At 49.8% G+C, this 3,435-nt stretch carries 4 protein-coding genes; 2 read left to right on the top strand and 2 right to left on the bottom strand.

Features of this window, described 5'->3' with window-relative positions:
* Positions 1-550, top strand: a 550-nt coding sequence (locus DBO31_RS08325) for a GntR family transcriptional regulator (protein ID WP_150824916.1), incomplete at its 5' end; no start/stop codon positions are given.
* 206 nt (positions 551-756) lie between these two features.
* Positions 757-2,418: a dihydroxy-acid dehydratase gene (gene ilvD, locus DBO31_RS08320; protein ID WP_059076316.1), complete on the top strand. Its 1,662-nt coding sequence runs from the start codon at positions 757-759 to the stop codon at positions 2,416-2,418.
* A 56-nt stretch (positions 2,419-2,474) separates the two neighbouring features.
* On the opposite strand, the gene DBO31_RS08315 is transcribed toward ilvD, so the two are convergent.
* Entirely contained in the window at positions 2,475-2,723 is a 249-nt protein-coding gene (locus DBO31_RS08315; RefSeq protein ID WP_059076315.1) for a helix-turn-helix domain-containing protein, read from the bottom strand.
* A 251-nt stretch (positions 2,724-2,974) separates the two neighbouring features.
* Positions 2,975-3,247, bottom strand: coding sequence for a hypothetical protein (locus DBO31_RS08310; protein ID WP_150824915.1), 273 nt, complete (start codon positions 3,245-3,247; stop codon positions 2,975-2,977).
* Positions 3,248-3,435 lie beyond the last annotated feature (188 nt).

The following is a 3,435-nucleotide window of genomic DNA, read 5'->3' as shown; positions in this document are numbered from 1 at the left end:
CGATATCAGCCGCACACCCGTACGTGATGCCTTCGTGCGCCTGGCCCAGCTGAAACTGCTCGATATCGTTCCCCAGCGCAAAACGACCGTATCGCGGATTCAGACAGAACAGCTCGACGATTCCTGTTTTATGCGCCAGGCCGTGGAATGTGCGATTATCAAGCAGGCATGCAAAAAATTTCCTAAGACACACCTGAAACGCCTGGAAAATAACCTGGTCCGGGAGCAGCAGGCCATTGCCAAATCAGATAATACCACCTTGTTCAAGCTGGACGAAGTACTGCATAAGACTATTTTCGATGGCTGTCATCGCAGCCGCATCTGGGATTACCTCACCAAAACGGACCTCAATTATCTCCGCGCCCGCGTGCTGGTCACCATGTCGCGGGTCAATCAGATGGAAATCGTACTCGACCAGCATCGCCAGATTGTGGAAGCCATCAAAAAACAGGACGAAGAAGCGGCTCTGCATGTAATGGGACCTCATGTCGTCCGTGTCCTCCCCCTGCTCAAAGGTCTGAAGGAGTTTTATCCCACCTACTTTGCCTGAGACTTCATATCGCACCGCCGGATCCGGCCTTGTCCATGACAGGGCCGGTTTTTGTATGCACAGGACACATGTATTCTCTATAAAGCATATAGATTATTCATACTAGACAGGATCTCCTCTTTCTTCATTGACACCTATGAGAAAGAAAACGTATACTTTATGTACATAAAACGAATACTAGGATACAAGAAAAGGAGTGCATCTATATGACATGGAGAAGTGCATCGTTTATTGGTGACCCGGACAAGGGAGCCCTGGCCCGCGGCCTGTACCGTTCTATGGGCTATAACGACGAAAATTTTAAAAAGCCATTCATCGCTATTGTAAACACCTGGAATGATATCTGCCCGGGACAGTATAATCTAAAACGCATTGCCGGATACGTCCGTGCCGGGATTGAGGAAAACGGCGGCACGCCTTGTGAATTCGGCACCATCGGTGGCTGTGACGGCATCGCCCAGGGCCACGACGGCATGCATTATATTCTCCCGTCCCGCGAAATCATTGCCGCCAGCATCGAAATCATGGTTCAGGCCCACATGCTGGACGGAATGGTCCTCCTCGGTTCGTGTGATAAAATCGTGCCGGGCATTCTCATGGCCGCTGCCCGGCTGAACCTGCCCGCCATCGTCGTAAATGGTGGCCCCATGTATCCCGGTCATCATAACGGAAAAGACATCGACGTCAACGAAACAGCCGTATACGCCGGGAAATACCGGTCCGGCCAGTGCAGCCGCGAAGAGTTCGAAACGGTAGAGCGCGCCGCCTGTCCCACTCCCGGATCCTGTCAGATGATCGGTACCGCCAATACCATGAGTTGTCTGGCTGAAGGACTGGGCATGTCCCTCACCGGTTCTGCCATGATTCCTACAGTAGATAAAAAACGCATGGACATTGCCCGCCAGTCGGGACGCCGCATCGTCGATATGGTCAAAGAAGGCTTACGCCCCCGCGACATTATCACCCGCAAATCCATTGAAAATGCCGTCCGCCTCGGCATGGCTATCGGCGGCTCGACTAATCTCATCATGCATATCCTGGCTATTGCCCATGAAGCAAAGGTTCCTTTTACCATTGATGATTATGAAGAACTGAGTCGCACAACACCGCAGATTGCCCGGCTCATGACAGCCAGCCAGTACGATATGGTCGATTTCTATGAGGCCGGTGCGGTACCGGCCGTTATGCACGAAATCCTGTCCCTGCTTCATGGGGATGCTCTCACAGTAACCGGGCGGACGATGAAGGAAAATCTACAGGACGCCCGCATCCTGCGCCCGGAAGTCATCCATCCGCTGGAAAATCCGTTCCGCCCCGACGGAGGTCTGGCCATCATCAAAGGAAATCTGGCTCCCCTTTCCGGTGTCTGCAAACCTGCCGCCATTCCAGTAGAACATCATACCTTTGAAGGTCCGGCTAAAGTGTACGACAGCGAGGAAGAACTGACTCAGGCCATCTACGATAATAAAATCGAAAAAGGAGACATCATCGTCGTCCGCTACGAAGGCCCCAAAGGAGGCCCTGGCATGAGGGAAATGTTTACGCCGCTGGAATTACTACTTGGATACGGTCTTGCCGAAGATGTCTTTCTTATCACCGACGGCCGGTTCTCCGGTTCCAACAAGGGCGGCTTCGTAGGCCACATTTCTCCGGAAGCAGCCGAAGGAGGCCCCCTGGCTATCGTTGAAGATGGAGACCGCATCCGTATCGATATTCCCAACCGCCGTCTTGATCTCCTGGTTTCTCCGGAAGAAATCGATAAGAGACTGAAAAACTGGCAGGCGCCGGAACCCAAAATCAAAGAAGGTTACCTGTCCATCTATGCCCGTCTGGTAAAATCAGCGCATTACGGTGCCATTATCGAATAACAGAAAATAACAAAAGGACTGCCCTAGAAGCCCCTGCTTCTTTGCAGTCCTTTCGTTTAATGAATTTCTTTCCAGTTCTTTACATACGGGCCGGCCGGCTTCCGTTCATCTACAAGACCGACTATATAATCAATAGATGTCTCGTAGAAACGCGCCAGAATTACCAGCCTGGCTATAGAAATTTTCCGTTTCCCCGATTCGTACAGACTATACGCTACCTGCGTACAATGAAGCATGTTTGCCACTTCCTGTTGTGATAACCGGGCTTCATACCGCAATTCCCTCAATCTGCCATATTCCTGCATACTACACCTTCTCTCTGCAGCATACGAAGCAACCACCTATATATAAAATGCAGGGGCTACTGCCATTGCTCCTGCTATACATAATCCCCCGAGTTTCATTTGCTACGATTATTATAACACGTTATAGGCCATAATGTATTGCTTTTCGCAAAAAAGATAAGATATATGCCGTTTATGTATAGAAAACAGGTCTTGCCCTCATAATTTGCAAGACCTGTCCAAATAGAGAAAGTGGATAGAAAATAGAAATATTATTTTTTTAAAGAATCCCGCTCTGCTTCTACATCGTGTGAAGACCATCCTGTCGCCTGGGCAATGATTTCAGTCCCAACTCCCAGTTTCAATAAATTCTGTACGATTTTACGCGTCTGATCCCTGGCTCCATCCTGCCAGCCTTCGCTCCAGCCAGCCTGCCATACTTCTGTAGTAGAGACTCCTTGATCATAAAACTCTTCCTTCTGCTGCCATATGTTGAGCGTATCCAATTCATCCGGTGAAAACGTCATGTCATCATCGTGTTTCATACATATGCCTCCTGCGTTTTTTACTTATATTATGGCAGGAAGTTGCCTAAGAGTAAAGAAAAAAGCTTAATAGAGCTGCAGCAACTGTGGAATCAATCCGGTAGACTGGACGGCTTCGAGACACTCCAGAATACCGACGACTCCGATAAACCACAATACATCAAAGGCCGCCTTGCGGAAAACCTTGG

The sequence above is a fragment of the Megasphaera sp. DJF_B143 genome (assembly GCF_900320625.1).
GTDB classification, from domain to species: Bacteria; Bacillota; Negativicutes; order Veillonellales; family Megasphaeraceae; genus Megasphaera; species Megasphaera hexanoica.
The sequence above is the reverse complement of the archived record's forward strand: the minus strand, read 5'-3'. Positions and strand labels throughout refer to the sequence as shown.

Excerpts from the sequence above, each read along its gene's own strand:
- DBO31_RS08310 (WP_150824915.1), bottom strand. The coding sequence starts at position 3,247 with ATGAAACACGATGATGACATGACGTTTTCACCGGATGAATTGGATACG.
- ilvD (WP_059076316.1), top strand. The coding sequence starts at position 757 with ATGACATGGAGAAGTGCATCGTTTATTGGTGACCCGGACAAGGGAGCC.
- DBO31_RS08315 (WP_059076315.1), bottom strand. The coding sequence starts at position 2,723 with ATGCAGGAATATGGCAGATTGAGGGAATTGCGGTATGAAGCCCGGTTA.